Origin of the sequence: Bordetella pertussis 18323 (assembly GCF_000306945.1) — a bacterium.
Classification (GTDB): Bacteria; Pseudomonadota; Gammaproteobacteria; order Burkholderiales; family Burkholderiaceae_B; genus Bordetella; species Bordetella pertussis.
Window position 1 is genome coordinate 2,593,895 of the sequence record NC_018518.1, and the last position, 13,331, is coordinate 2,607,225.

Sequence of the window (13,331 nt, forward strand, 5' to 3'; positions counted from 1 at the left end):
TGTCCAGGTCTTACAGTTTCGAGACAGCCACGTGTTGCAGCAGGGCCTCGACCGAAACGTGCATCACGTCGGTAAAGGGCTTGGGGTAGATCCCCATGAACAACACGGCGATCGCCATGACGCCGAGAATCAGGAATTCCCGGCCGCTGAGGTCCGTCATTTCGCGCACGCGGTCGTTGCCGATGTCGCCGAAGGCAACGCGCTTGAGCATCCACAGCGAATACGACGCGCCCAGGATCAGCGCGGTGGCGGTCAGCAGGCCGATCCAGAAGTTGTACTCGACCGCGCCCATGATGACCAGGAACTCGCCCACGAAACCGCTGGTGGCCGGCAGGCCGCTGTTGGCCATCGAAAACAGCACGAAGAACGTGACGAAGCGGGGCATGACGTTGACCACGCCGCCGTAGTCGGCGATGCGGCGCGAGTGCATGCGGTCGTACAGCACGCCAATGCACAGGAACATGGCGCCCGAAACGAACCCGTGCGAAATCATCTGCACGATGGCCCCTTCGAGGCCGGCCGTGTTGAAGATGAAAAAGCCCAGCGTCACGAAGCCCATGTGGGCCACCGACGAATAGGCAACCAGCTTCTTCATGTCATCCTGGACGATGGCGACCAGGCCGATGTAGATGACCGCGATCAGCGACAGCGCGATCATCAGGCCGGCCAGGCCGTGCGAGGCGTCGGGCGCGATCGGCAGCGAAAAGCGCAGGAAACCGTAGGCGCCCAGCTTGAGCATGATGGCGGCCAGCACGACCGAACCGCCCGTCGGCGCCTCGACGTGCGCGTCGGGCAGCCAGGTATGCACCGGCCACATCGGCACCTTGACCGCGAAGGCGGCCAGCAGCGCGACGAAGATCAGCACCTGCGGCGTGTAGCCCAGCTTGGTCTGGTGCCAGGTCTGGATGTCGAACGAACCGCCCGACACGTTCCACAGGTAGACGAAGGCCACCAGCGTCAGCAGCGAGCCCAGCAGCGTGTACAGGAAGAACTTGAACGCCGCGTACACGCGGTTGGGTCCGCCCCACACGCCGATGATGATGTACATCGGGATCAGGGTCGCTTCGAAGAACACGTAGAACAGCATGCCGTCGAGCGCGGCGAACACGCCCACCATCAGGCCCGACAGGATCAGGAAGGCGGCCATGTACTGCGCCACGCGGCTGGTGATCACCTGCCAGCCGGCGCCCACCACGATGATAGTGATGAAGGCCGTCAGCAGCACGAACCACAGCGAGATGCCGTCGATGCCGAGATGGTAGTTGACGTTGAAGGCCTCGATCCAGGACGCCTTCTCGACGAACTGCATCTGCGCCGTACCGGCTTCGAAACCCGTATAGAGGGGAATCGTGACCAGGAAGCCCGCCAGCGCGCCGATCAGCGACAAGCCCCGCGTCAGGCCGGGACGGTCGTCGCGGCCCAGCGCCAGCACCAGCAGACCGAATACGATCGGAACAAAGATCGCAAGCGTAAGCCAGGGGAAGTTGTTGGATGCCATGTCGCTTGCCATCATTGGGGAATCAGCACAAAGAAAGTTACCAGCGCCATGATGCCGATGATCATCGCGAACGCGTAGTGATAGATGAAGCCGGACTGCAGATGGCGGCTGATCGCGGCCACCCAGCCCACCACGCGGGCGCTGCCGTTGACGAGCACGCCGTCGATGATGCCGCGGTCGCCGGTCTGCCACAGGCCGTAGCCCAGGCACCGCGCGCCACGGGCGATGATCTGCTCGTTGATCCAGTCGACGTAGTACTTGTTCTCGAGCAGCTTGTACACGCCCGAGAAGGTGGACTGGATCGCGGCCGGCATCCTCGGATTGATCAGGTAGCAGTACCAGGCGATGACGGCGCCGGCGACCACCAGCCAGAACGGCACGGTCTGCACGGAGTGCAGGCCGAAGGCCACCCAGCCGTGCCACTCGTGGCCCAGCTCGGCCATGGCCGGATGCTGCGGCAGCACCTTGATCACGCCGTCGAAGAACTTGCCGAACAGCATGGGTTCGACCACCCAGGCGCCGATCAGCACCGACGGGATGGCCAGCAGCACCAGCGGCAGCGTCACCACCCACGGCGACTCGTGCGGCGTGCCGCCGTGATGGCCGTGGTCGTCATGGTGCGCGTCGCCATGGTGGCCGTGGCCATGGGCGTCGAAACGCTCCTTGCCGTGGAACACCAGGAAATATACGCGGAACGAGTACAGCGAGGTGACGAACACGCCGATCAGCGTCGAGTAATAGGCGAAGCTGGCGCCCCACACGTTGGCCGCGCCCGCGGCCTCGATGATGTGTTCCTTCGAGTAGAAACCGGAGAAGAACGGCGTGCCGACCAGCGCCAGCGTGCCCAGCAGGAAGGTGATCCAGGTAATGGGCATGTACTTGCGCAGGCCGCCCATGTTGCGGATGTCCTGGTCATGGTGCATGCCGATGATGACCGAGCCCGCGCCCAGGAACAGCAGCGCCTTGAAGAAAGCGTGGGTCATCAGGTGGAAGATCGCCACCGAGTAGGCCGAGGCGCCCAGCGCGACGGTCATGTAGCCCAGTTGCGACAGCGTCGAGTACGCCACGACGCGCTTGATGTCGTTCTGGATGATGCCCAGGATGCCCAGGAACAGCGCGCCGATGGCGCCGATCACGATGACGAACGACAGCGCGGTGTCCGACAGCTCGAACAGCGGCGAAAAGCGCGCCACCATGAAGATGCCCGCCGTCACCATGGTGGCGGCGTGGATCAGGGCGGAAATCGGCGTCGGGCCTTCCATCGAATCCGGCAGCCAGGCATGCAGCGGCACCTGGGCCGACTTGCCCATCGCGCCGATGAACAGGCAGATGCAGGCGACCGTCAGCAGCATCCAGTCGGTGCCCGGCAGGGTTTCGCCGGCCAGCTTGTCGGCCTGGGCGAACACGTCGGCGTAATGCATGGTGCCGGCGTACGCGAACAGCAGGCCGATGCCCAGCACGAAGCCGAAGTCGCCGACCCGGTTGATCAGGAACGCCTTCATGTTGGCGAAGATCGCGGTCGGGCGGGTGTACCAGAAGCCGATCAGCAGATAGGACACCAGGCCCACGGCTTCCCAGCCGAAGAACAGCTGCACCATGTTGTTCGACATCACCAGCATCAGCATGGAGAACGTGAACAGCGAGATGTAGGCGAAGAAGCGCTGGTAGCCCGGATCGTCGGCCATGTAGCCGATGGTGTAGATGTGCACCATCAGCGAGACCGAGGTCACCACGACCATCATCATGGCCGACAGCGGATCGATCAGGAAACCGATTTCCAGCTTGGTCTGGCCGATCAGGCTCCAGGTATAGACCGTGCCGTCGTAGGTATGGCCGTCGAGCACGTCGCCCAGCACCACGAACGAGCCGATGGTGGAGATGAGCACGCCCAGGATGGTGATGACGTGCGAGCCGCGGCGGCCGATGGGACGGCCCAGGAATCCGGTGCCGAACTGGCCGGCGAGAATCGCGCCGACCAGCGGAGCCAGCGCGATGAGCAAGTAGAGATTGGGTGAGCTAGACATTTTCTTCCAATACCCCGTCAGCCCTTGAGGCGATCGAGTTCGTCAACGTTGATCGTGTTCAGGTTGCGGAACAGCAGTACCAGGATCGCCAGGCCGATGGCGGCCTCGGCGGCCGCGACGGTCAGGATGAAGAACACGAACACCTGGCCGGCGATGTCGCCGAACCAGCTCGAGAACGCCACGAAGTTCATGTTGACGGCCAGGAGCACCAGCTCGATGGACATCAGCAGAATGATCAGGTTACGGCGGTTGAGGAAGATGCCGAAGATGCCGATGGCGAAGAGAATCGCCCCCAGGATCAGGTAGTGGGCCAGCGTCAGCGTCATTGTTGTTCTCCTTGGGCATCCGCGGACGGCGAGGCCACGCGAGCCTGGGCACGGTCGCTCTGCGCGGTCATCTTCACCATGCGGAAGCGGTCTTTCGCGCGCACGCGCACGGCGGCGACCGGGTCGTTGTACTTGGCGTCGCGACGGCGGCGCAGGGTCAGCGCGATGGCCGCCACCATGCCTACCAGCAGCAGCGCCGCGCCCACTTCGATGGCGTAGACGTACTGGGTGTACATGACTTCGCCCAGCGCGCGGGCGTTGTTGTAGTCGCCGGCGACAGGGGCCTGCGGGCCGGCGCCATACCAGGTGGAGCCCAGCACGAAGGCCATTTCCAGCACCAGCACCACGCCGATGACCAGGCCCAGCGGCAGATAGGTCTTGAGCCCGTCGCGCAGGCTGTCGATGCGGATATCGAGCATCATCACGACGAACAGGAACAGCACCATCACGGCGCCGACGTAGACCAGCACCAGCAACAGCGCCAGGAACTCCGCGCCCAGCAGCATCCAGATCATGGCGGCGTTGGCAAACGCCAGGATCAGGTGCAGGACGGCGGTGACGGGGCTGCGCGCCGTGATCACGCGGAAAGCGGCGATCACCAGGACGAAAGCCAGTATGTAGAACAGGACGGTAGTAAATGTCATGGATCAGACCCTGGCGATCAACGGTAAGGCGCGTCTTCGGCCCGACGGCGGGCGATTTCGGCTTCGTAGCGGTCGCCGACGGCAAGCAGCATGTCCTTGGTGAAGTAAAGATCGCCGCGCTTCTCGCCGTGGTACTCGTGGATGTGGGTTTCCACGATCGAGTCCACCGGGCAGCTCTCTTCACAGAAACCGCAGAAAATGCACTTGGTGAGATCGATGTCGTAGCGCGTGGTACGGCGGGTGCCGTCGTCGCGCTGCTCCGATTCGATGGTGATGGCCAGCGCCGGGCAGACCGCCTCGCACAGTTTGCACGCGATGCAGCGCTCCTCCCCGTTGGGATAGCGGCGCAGCGCATGCAACCCGCGAAAGCGTGCCGAGGTCGGCGTCTTTTCCATCGGGTAGCGCAGGGTGACCTTGCGCTTGAAAAAATACTTGCCCGTCAGGCGCAAGCCCTTGAACAACTCGGTCAGCAGCAGGCTACCGAAAAAATCCTTGATCGCTTCCATTTCCAGCCTCAGCCTGACGCATCAGCGCCAAATGTTCCAGGGCGTCTGCATCCAGATCGCCAAGACGACCAGCCACACGCCGGTCAGCGGGATGAAGATCTTCCAACCCAAGCGCATGATCTGGTCGTAGCGGTAGCGCGGGAACGACGCGCGGAACCACACGAACATCGAAACCACGCAGAAGGTCTTGATGCCCAGCCAGATCCAGCCCGGAATCCAGTTCAGCGGCGCGATGTCGATCGGCGACATCCAGCCGCCCAGGAACATGATCGCGGCCATGCACGACAGCAGGATCATGTTGGCGTATTCACCCAGGAAGAACAGCGCGAAGGCCATGCCCGAGTACTCGACCATGTGGCCGGCCACGATTTCGGACTCGCCCTCGACCACGTCGAACGGGTGGCGGTTGGTTTCGGCCACGGCCGAAATCACGTAGATGATGAACAGCGGCAACAGCGGCAGCCAGTTCCAGGACAGGAACGTCAGGCCACGCTCGGCGAACCAGCCACGGCCCTGCCCCAGCACGATTTCGCTCATGTTCAGGCTGCCCGACACCAGCAGCACGCTGACCAGCACGAAGCCGATGGCCAGCTCGTACGACACCATCTGCGCCGAGGCGCGCAGCGCGCCCAGGAAGGCGTACTTGGAGTTCGAGGCCCAGCCGGCCACGATCACGCCATACACGCCGATCGAGGTGATCGCCATGATGTACAGCAGTCCGGCGTTGACGTTGGCCAGCACCACCTCGGGGCCGAACGGCACGACGGCCCAGGCGGCCAGCGCCGGCATCAGCGTCACCACGGGCGCCACCACGAACAGCACCTTGTTGGCGGCGCTGGGCACCACCACTTCCTTGGTCAGCAGCTTGAACACGTCGGCGAACGGCTGCAGCAGGCCCTTGAAGCCGACCCGGGTCGGCCCCAGGCGCACGTGCATCGCGCCGATCATCTTGCGCTCCCAGTACGTCAGGTACGCCACGCACAGAATGATGGGCACGGCGATCACGACGATCTTGACGAGCGACCAGACCACCATCCACGCCACGGGGCCCAGCAGTGCCTGACCGTGGCTTTCGAGAACATTAAGCCATTCCATCAGACACGCTCCACGCTGATTTGACCGAAGGCACCGCCGAGGGCGGCGGTTTGCTCAAAGGCGGCGGCCACGCGCACGGCGCGGTCGGCCACGGCCTCGTCCAGGGCGGCTTCGAGCTCGATGGCCCCCGCCGCGCCGCTTACGCGCACCTTGTCGCCCGCGCTCACGCCCAGGCTGGCCAGGGTGCGGCCATTCATGCGCGCCTTGGGCGCGCGCGAAGCCGGAGCGGCCTGCAGCGGTTCGGAGCGGCGCACGATGGCGTCGGTGCGATAGATCGGCACATCAGCCACGCGCTCCAGCGCATCGAGCGGCTGGCCCAGGCCCAGCGGGGCGCTGATGGCGTTGGACAGGCGCGCTTCCACGCCGCCCGCCAGCGCCGCGTCACGCACGGTTTCGGAGGTTTCCTCGTCAAAGCCCGCCAGGTGCAGCACGTTGCCCAGCACGCGCAGCACTTTCCAGGCCGGACGCGTCTGACCGAACGGCGCGACCGTGCCCTTGAAGCTCTGCGGCTGGCCTTGCGCGTTGACAAAGGTGCCCGAGGTCTCGGTGAACGGCGCGACCGGCAGCATGACGTCGGCCCAGCCCTGGGCCGCCGAACGATACGGAGTCAGCGCGACGGCGAACTGCGCGCCGCGCAGCGCGGCCAGCGCTTGCGGCGCGTTGTCGGCGTCCAGCGAGGGCTCGGCGTGCAGCACGATGTAGGCCTTGAGCGGGTCGGCCAGCATGGCGGCGGCATTCTTGCCGCCCTTGCCCGGCACGGCGCCAGCCAGGTAACCGCCCACGGTATTGCCGCCGGCGGTCAGGAAGCCCAGCTTCGCGCCGGCCAGTTGCGCCACGGCCTGCGCGTTGGCCGCCAGCGTGGCGGCCTGCGGCGCGTTGACGGCCATGTTGCCCAGCAGCACCGCAGCATTGCTGCCCGAGGCCAGGCTGGCGGCGATCTGCTTGGCGCCCTCTCCGGCCGCCACGGCGGCGAACTCGGCCGGCACGGCCTGGCCCTTGGCCTGCGCCAGCGCCACGGCCACTTCGGCCAGGGCGCTTGCCAGCCCGGACGGCGCAACCGTCAGGCGGCCGGCGACCGGCATCAGGGGATCGTCGGCGGCGGCGTCGAGCAGCAGCACCTGCGTGCCGCGCTTGGCGGCCTGGCGCAGGCGTTGCGCCATCAGGGGGTGGTCCTTGCGCAGGAACGAACCAATCACCAGGACGCGGTCGAGGTTGTCCAGTTCGGCGACCGGCATGCCCAGCCACGGCGCGCCGCTCAGGGCCGCGTCGAAGCCGGCGTCGGTCTGGCGCAGGCGGAAGTCGATGTTCTCGGAACCCAGGGCGCGCACCAGGCGGCCCAGCAGGGAGAACTCTTCAGTGGTGGCGTACTCGGAAGCCAGCGCGCCGATCTGGCCGGCGCCGAAACTTTCGCGCACGCGCGACAGGCCCTGGGCCACCGCCTGCAGGGCGTCGGCCCACGAGGCTTCCTGCCACTTGCCGTCGGCGCCCTTGATCATGGGCGCGGCCAGGCGGTCGTCGCTATTGAGGCCTTCATAGGAGAAGCGGTCGCGGTCGCTGATCCAGCACTCGTTGAGCGCTTCGTTCTCGAACGGCACCACGCGCAGCGCGCAGTCGCCCTTGACCTGGACCACCAGGTTGGCGCCCATGCTGTCATGCGGGCTGACGCTGCGGCGGCGGGCCAGTTCCCAGGTGCGCGCCGAGTAGCGGAACGGCTTGGACGTCAGCGCGCCCACCGGACACAGGTCGATCATGTTGCCCGACAGCTCGGACTCGATCGAACGGCCGACGAACGACGTGATCTCGGCATGCTCGCCGCGGTTGAGCATGCCCAGCTCCATCACGCCGGCGATTTCCTGGCCGAAGCGCACGCAGCGGGTGCAGTGGATGCAGCGGGCCATTTCCTCGGCCGACACCAGCGGGCCGAGGTCCTTGTGGAAGACGACGCGCTTTTCTTCCTTGTAGCGCGACGACGAGCCGCCATAGCCGACCGCGAGATCCTGCAGCTGGCACTCGCCGCCCTGGTCACAGATGGGGCAGTCGAGCGGGTGATTGATGAGCAGAAACTCCATCACCGATTTCTGCGCGGCCTTGGCCTTCTCGGAGCAGGTGTGCACCACCATGCCGTTGGTCACGGGCGTTGCGCAGGCGGGTAGCGCCTTGGGCGCCTTCTCCACTTCCACCAGGCACATGCGGCAGTTGGCCGCGATGGACAGCTTCTTGTGGTAGCAGAAATGCGGCACGTACAGCCCGAGCTTCTGGGCCGCATGCATCACCATGCTGCCTTCGGGCACTTCGACTTGATTGCCGTCGACGGTTAGTTCAACCATTGCTGTTCCTGAGACCTACAGATATTGCGGGACCACACAAGACTTGTGCTCGATGTGGTGCGCGAATTCGTCGCGAAAATGCTTGATGAAGCTGCGCACGGGCATGGCAGCGGCATCGCCCAGGGCGCAGATGGTGCGCCCCATGATGTTGCCCGCCACGCTGTCGAGCATGTCCAGGTCCTCGGGGCGGCCCTGGCCATTCTCGATACGGTGCACCATGCGGTAGAGCCAGCCGGTGCCTTCGCGGCACGGCGTGCACTGGCCGCAGCTTTCCTCGAAATAGAAATACGACAGCCGCAGCAGCGACTTGACCATGCAGCGCGTCTCGTCCATGACGATCACCGCGCCCGAACCCAGCATCGAGCCGGCCTTGGCGATGGCGTCATAGTCCATCGTGCAGTCCATCATGATGTCGGCGGGCAGCACCGGCGCGCTCGAGCCGCCGGGAATCACCGCCTTCAGCTTGCGGCCGCCGCGCATGCCGCCGGCCAGTTCCAGCAACTTCGAGAACGGCGTGCCCATCGGGATCTCGTAGTTGCCGGGACGCTCGACGTCGCCGGAAATCGAGAACAGCTTGGTGCCGCCGTTGTTGGGCTTGCCCACTTCGAGGTAGGCCTGCCCGCCGTTGCGGATGATCCAGGGGACCGCCGCGAAGGTTTCGGTGTTGTTGATCGTGGTCGGCTTGCCGTACAGGCCGAAGCTGGCCGGGAACGGCGGCTTGAAGCGCGGCTGGCCTTTCTTGCCTTCCAGCGATTCGAGCAGCGCGGTTTCCTCGCCGCAGATGTAGGCGCCGTAGCCATGGAACGCGTGCAGCTGGAAGCTGAAATCCGAGCCCAGCAGCTTGTCGCCCAAAAAGCCCGCCGCGCGCGCCTCTTCGAGCGCTTCCTCGAAGCGTTCATACACCTCGAAGATTTCGCCGTGGATATAGTTGTAACCCACGCTGATCCCCATCGCGTAGGCGGCGATCGCCATGCCCTCGATCACGATATGGGGATTGAAGCGCAGGATGTCGCGATCCTTGAACGTGCCGGGCTCGCCCTCGTCCGAGTTGCACACCAGGTACTTCTGTCCCGGGAACGCGCGCGGCATGAAGCTCCACTTCAGGCCGGTGGGAAAGCCTGCTCCGCCGCGGCCGCGCAGGCCCGAGGCCTTGACTTCCGCGATCACGTCTTCCGGCGTCATGCCGGTGGTGAGGATCTTGCGCAGCGCCTCGTAGCCGCCGCGCTTGACGTACTCCTGCAGGCGCCAGTTCTCGCCATCGACGTCGGCCATGATCTGCGGCGCGATGTGCCGGCCATGCAGGCACATCGAGATCGACAGATCGTTCAGCGGATTGGGGTCCAGCCCCTGCGCCAGGCGCTTGTACAGGTCGGGCGCGTTCATGCCGACTCTCCTTGCGACTTCAGGCCATCGACCAGCGCGTCCAGTTTCTCTTCCGTCATGCGCACGCACATATGCTTGTTGTTGACGATGAGCACGGGGGAATCGCCGCAGGCGCCCATGCATTCGCCTTCGATCAGCGTGAACCGGCCGTCGGCCGTGGTCTCACGGAAATCGACGCCCAGCTTGCGCTTGAGATAGTCGGCGGCCTTTTCGCCATCGCGCAAGGCACAGGGCAGGTTGGTGCACACGGCAATCTTGTGCGTGCCGACCGGCTTGACGTCGAACATGTTGTAGAACGTGGCGACTTCCTGCACCGCGATGGGCGGCACGCCGATGTAATTGGCCACGTCTTCGAGAATTTCGGCCGGCAACCAGCCTTTCTCTTCTTGCGCGATGGCAAGCGAGGCCATGATGGCCGACTGCCTTTGGTCGGCCGGGAACTTGGCCAGCTCACGGTCGATTTTTTTGTAGGCCTGTTCGGAAAGCAGCATAGTTTGAATCCGGGTTATGCGGGCGCTCTGGACTGATATGAAGAATCAGCGGTCGATCTCGCCAAAAACGATGTCCTGCGTGCCGATGATGGTGACGGCGTCGGCAATCATATGGCCGCGCGCCATTTCGTCCAGCGACTGCAAGTGGGCAAAACCGGGCGCCCGGATCTTCAGGCGGTAGGGTTTGTTGGCGCCATCGGCCACCAGGTAGATCCCGAACTCGCCCTTCGGGTGCTCGACCGCGGCATAGGCTTCGCCGGGAGGCACGTGGAAACCTTCGGAGAACAGCTTGAAGTGGTGGATCAGCTCTTCCATGTTGGACTTCATGGCGGTGCGGCTGGGCGGCGCGATCTTGTGGTTCTCGATCATGACCGGACCCGGGTTGTTGCGCAGCCATTCGACGCACTGGCGGATGATGCGGTTGCTTTCGCGCATCTCGGCCACGCGCACCAGATAGCGGTCGTAGCAATCGCCATTGACGCCGACCGGCACGTCGAAGTCCATCAGATCGTAGACTTCGTAAGGTTGCGTCTTGCGCAGGTCCCAGGCCACGCCCGAGCCGCGCAGCATCGGGCCGGTAAAGCCCAGCGCCTTGGCGCGATCCGGGTCGACCACGCCGATCCCCACCAGGCGCTGCTTCCAGATGCGGTTGTCGGTGAGCAACGTTTCGTACTCGTCGACGCAGCTGGGGAAGCGATTGGTGAAGTCCTCGATGAAATCCAGCAGCGAGCCCGAGCGCGCGTCGTTCATCGCGCGCACTTCCTTCTCGCCGCGGTATTTGCTCGAATCGCCGTACTGCGGCATGGTGTCGGGCAGGTCGCGGTAGACGCCGCCGGGACGGTAGTACGCCGCGTGCATGCGGGCGCCCGAGACCGCTTCATAGCAGTCCATCAGGTCCTCGCGCTCGCGGAAGGCGTACAGGAACACCGCCATCGCGCCCACGTCCAGGGCGTGCGAGCCCAGCGACATCAGGTGGTTCAGGACGCGGGTGATCTCGTCGAACATCACGCGGATGTACTGCGCGCGCAGCGGCGCCTCGATGCCCAGCAGCTTCTCGATGGCCATGACATAGGCGTGCTCGTTGCACATCATGGACACGTAGTCCAGGCGGTCCATGTAGGGCAGCGCCTGGATGAAGGTCTTGTGCTCGGCCAGCTTCTCGGTGGCGCGGTGCAGCAGGCCGATATGCGGGTCGGCGCGCTGGATGACTTCGCCGTCGAGCTCGAGGACCAGGCGCAGCACGCCGTGCGCGGCCGGGTGCTGCGGGCCGAAGTTGAGCGTGTAGTTCTTGATTTCTGCCATGATTAACGCCCCATGCCGTAAGAGTCTTCACGAACGACGCGCGGCGTGATTTCGCGCGGGTCGATCGTGACCGGCTGGTAAATGACCCGCTTCTGCTCGGGGTCGTAACGCATTTCGACCGTGCCGGAGAGCGGGAAATCCTTGCGGAACGGGTGGCCGATGAAGCCGTAGTCGGTAAGGATGCGACGCAGGTCCGGGTGGCCTTCGAAGACGATGCCGTACAGGTCGAAGGCTTCGCGCTCGAACCAGTTCACGCCGGGCCAGCATTCCAGCAGGGACGACACCATCGGGAACTCGTCGTCCGGGGCCCAGGTGCGCACGCGCAGGCGCCAGTTGTGCTCGATCGACAGCAGGTGCACGACGACGGCATAGCGGCCGCGCGTGACCGGGCCGGTCTTTTCCTCGGGCTGCGTGCCATTGCCCCAGGTCAGGTAGTCCACGCCGCAAAGGTCGATACAGGACTCGAAGCGCAGCGCCGGGTCGGTGCGCAGCTTGGTGCACGCCGAAAACCACTGCTCGGCGGCGACTTCCAGCGTCAATTCGCCAAGCGACTCGGTGAGCGCGAGGTCCTGGCCAAAAGCGGCCTGCAAGTTGTTTTTCAGGGTTTCGAGCCTGGTCATCATCATGTACGCATAGGTAAACCGGGACACTGCTTCACTGGGCGGCGGCGCGATCGAACCGCGCCGCCCGCGCCGGTGGTTCAGCGCGCAATCGTATTGGTCAGGCGGATCTTGTTCTGCATCTGCAGCAGGCCATAGACCAGCGCCTCGGCCGTGGGCGGACACCCCGGCACATAAACGTCGACGGGCACGATGCGGTCGCAACCACGCACCACCGAGTACGAGTAGTGGTAGTAGCCGCCGCCATTGGCACAGGAGCCCATGGACACCACCCAACGCGGTTCGGGCATCTGGTCATAGACCTTGCGCAGCGCCGGCCCCATCTTGTTGCACAGCGTGCCGGCCACGATCATCAGATCGGACTGGCGCGGGCTGGGACGGAAAATGATGCCGAACTGGTCCAGGTCGTAGCGGGCGGCGCCCGCGTGCATCATTTCGACCGCGCAACAGGCCAGGCCGAAGGTCATGGGCCACATCGAACCGGTCTTGGCCCAGTTGAGGAACTTGTCGGCGCTGGTGGTGATGAAGCCTTGCTTGAGAATGCCGTCTATAGCCATATTCGTCTCTGATAGCGTGCTGATCGAGGCCGGGATTTATTCCCAGTCCAGCGCGCCCTTTTTCCATTCGTAGATAAACCCGACGGTCAGCACGGCCAGGAAGACCATGACTGTCCAGAAACCGACGAGGCCCACCGTACCCTGGGCAATGGCCCACGGGAACAGGAACGCGATTTCCAGGTCGAACAGGATGAAGAGAATGGCTACCAGGTAGTAGCGCACATCGAACTTCATCCGCGCGTCTTCGAAGGCTTCGAAGCCGCATTCATAGGGCGACAGTTTTTCGGCGTAAGGACGCCGCGGCCCAAGCAACGAGCCCGCTGTAAGCAGGGCAAACCCGATCAGGGTTGCCACCAGGATAAACAGCAGGACGGGGAAATACGGGTGCAGGTTCATTCAGGCGTCCGTCAAATGCGCAAACCTTTGGATTGTAGCATTTACGGAATTACTTCCGGCTGAACCCAAGCGCTCGGAAACATGATTCAAAAGCGAAAAAAGCCGCCCCGAAGGGCGGCTTTTTTCGCGCGGGCACGAGGCCCGCGCGTCAGCTTGGAATCG

Annotated in this window: 13 protein-coding genes; all 13 read right to left on the reverse strand. The window is 64.4% G+C overall.

The genetic code is table 11. From position 1 onward, the window contains the following. Positions 1 to 10 precede the first annotated feature (10 nt). The 13 genes from BN118_RS12170 to BN118_RS12230 all read right to left on the reverse strand — a co-directional run bounded on the left by BN118_RS12170 (position 11) and on the right by BN118_RS12230 (position 13,169). The gene (locus tag BN118_RS12170) at positions 11 to 1,513 is read right to left on the reverse strand and encodes an NADH-quinone oxidoreductase subunit M (protein ID WP_019247436.1); all 1,503 of its coding nucleotides are present in this window, start codon (positions 1,511 to 1,513) and stop codon (positions 11 to 13) included. Beyond that, entirely contained in the window at positions 1,510 to 3,522 is a 2,013-nt protein-coding gene (nuoL, locus tag BN118_RS12175) for an NADH-quinone oxidoreductase subunit L (RefSeq protein ID WP_014905893.1), read from the reverse strand. The genes BN118_RS12170 and nuoL overlap by 4 nt, the downstream gene beginning before the upstream one ends. Positions 3,523 to 3,539: 17 nt before the next feature. Then, a complete protein-coding gene (nuoK, locus tag BN118_RS12180) occupies positions 3,540 to 3,848 on the reverse strand; it encodes an NADH-quinone oxidoreductase subunit NuoK (RefSeq protein ID WP_003813920.1) in 309 nt (102 codons plus the stop codon). Beyond that, positions 3,845 to 4,492 carry an NADH-quinone oxidoreductase subunit J gene (locus tag BN118_RS12185; RefSeq protein WP_003813921.1) on the reverse strand — a complete coding sequence of 216 codons (648 nt, stop codon included), beginning with the start codon at positions 4,490 to 4,492 and terminating at the stop codon, positions 3,845 to 3,847. Before BN118_RS12185 ends, nuoK begins: the two co-directional genes overlap by 4 nt. Positions 4,493 to 4,509: 17 nt before the next feature. Beyond that, the gene (nuoI, locus tag BN118_RS12190) at positions 4,510 to 4,998 is read right to left on the reverse strand and encodes an NADH-quinone oxidoreductase subunit NuoI (protein ID WP_003813924.1); all 489 of its coding nucleotides are present in this window, start codon (positions 4,996 to 4,998) and stop codon (positions 4,510 to 4,512) included. 21 nt (positions 4,999 to 5,019) lie between these two features. Continuing rightward, the gene (gene nuoH / locus BN118_RS12195) at positions 5,020 to 6,093 is read right to left on the reverse strand and encodes an NADH-quinone oxidoreductase subunit NuoH (protein WP_003813926.1); all 1,074 of its coding nucleotides are present in this window, start codon (positions 6,091 to 6,093) and stop codon (positions 5,020 to 5,022) included. Further along, the gene (gene nuoG, locus BN118_RS12200) at positions 6,093 to 8,420 is read right to left on the reverse strand and encodes an NADH-quinone oxidoreductase subunit NuoG (protein WP_010930036.1); all 2,328 of its coding nucleotides are present in this window, start codon (positions 8,418 to 8,420) and stop codon (positions 6,093 to 6,095) included. Before nuoG ends, nuoH begins: the two co-directional genes overlap by 1 nt. Positions 8,421 to 8,435: 15 nt before the next feature. Next, complete coding sequence (gene nuoF / locus BN118_RS12205) at positions 8,436 to 9,803, reverse strand: NADH-quinone oxidoreductase subunit NuoF (RefSeq protein ID WP_003813930.1); 1,368 nt, start codon at positions 9,801 to 9,803, stop codon at positions 8,436 to 8,438. Continuing rightward, positions 9,800 to 10,294, reverse strand: coding sequence for an NADH-quinone oxidoreductase subunit NuoE (nuoE, locus tag BN118_RS12210; protein WP_003813932.1), 495 nt, complete (start codon positions 10,292 to 10,294; stop codon positions 9,800 to 9,802). The genes nuoF and nuoE overlap by 4 nt, the downstream gene beginning before the upstream one ends. 45 nt (positions 10,295 to 10,339) lie before the next feature. After that, complete coding sequence (locus tag BN118_RS12215) at positions 10,340 to 11,596, reverse strand: NADH-quinone oxidoreductase subunit D (protein ID WP_010930035.1); 1,257 nt, start codon at positions 11,594 to 11,596, stop codon at positions 10,340 to 10,342. A gap of 2 nt (positions 11,597 to 11,598) precedes the next feature. Further along, positions 11,599 to 12,222: an NADH-quinone oxidoreductase subunit C gene (locus BN118_RS12220; protein WP_010926963.1), complete on the reverse strand. Its 624-nt coding sequence runs from the start codon at positions 12,220 to 12,222 to the stop codon at positions 11,599 to 11,601. A 74-nt stretch (positions 12,223 to 12,296) separates the two neighbouring features. Next, positions 12,297 to 12,773, reverse strand: coding sequence for a NuoB/complex I 20 kDa subunit family protein (locus BN118_RS12225; RefSeq protein ID WP_003813941.1), 477 nt, complete (start codon positions 12,771 to 12,773; stop codon positions 12,297 to 12,299). Between the two features lie 36 nt (positions 12,774 to 12,809). Continuing rightward, on the reverse strand, positions 12,810 to 13,169 hold the full coding sequence (locus BN118_RS12230; protein ID WP_003813943.1) for an NADH-quinone oxidoreductase subunit A: 360 nt from the start codon (positions 13,167 to 13,169) through the stop codon (positions 12,810 to 12,812). Between the last annotated feature and the right edge of the window lie 162 nt (positions 13,170 to 13,331).